Genomic DNA, 415 nt, shown 5'->3' on the forward strand with positions numbered 1-415 from the left:
GTCGACCGAGCGCAACGAAACGCCGCAAAAGGCTTCCCGTCCCTATGACCGCGACCGCGACGGCTTCGTCATGGGCGAGGGCGCCGGCGTTGTCGTGCTGGAAGAGCTCGAACATGCCAAGGCGCGCGGCGCGAAAATCTACGCCGAGGTCACCGGCTACGGCCTGACCGGCGACGCCTACCACATCACCGCTCCGGCCGAGGACGGCGACGGCGCCTTCCGTTGCATGACGGCGGCGCTGAAGCGGGCGAGGCTTTCGCCGGCCGACATCGATTACATCAACGCGCACGGCACCTCGACCATGGCCGACACGATCGAGCTCGGCGCGGTCGAGCGCCTTGTCGGCAATGCCGCCTCGACGATCTCGATGTCGTCGACCAAGTCGTCGATCGGCCATCTCCTGGGCGCGGCGGGC

The 415-nt window shown here is 68.2% G+C and carries 1 protein-coding gene; it reads left to right on the forward strand.

What is annotated here, in order from left to right; translation table 11 throughout:
* Positions 1 to 415: beta-ketoacyl synthase N-terminal-like domain-containing protein (locus EOA33_RS38520; RefSeq protein WP_281033620.1), on the forward strand; the 415-nt coding region annotated here is incomplete at both ends.

Origin of the sequence: Mesorhizobium sp. M4A.F.Ca.ET.050.02.1.1 (genome assembly GCF_003997725.1) — a bacterium.
Classification (GTDB): domain Bacteria; phylum Pseudomonadota; class Alphaproteobacteria; order Rhizobiales; family Rhizobiaceae; genus Mesorhizobium.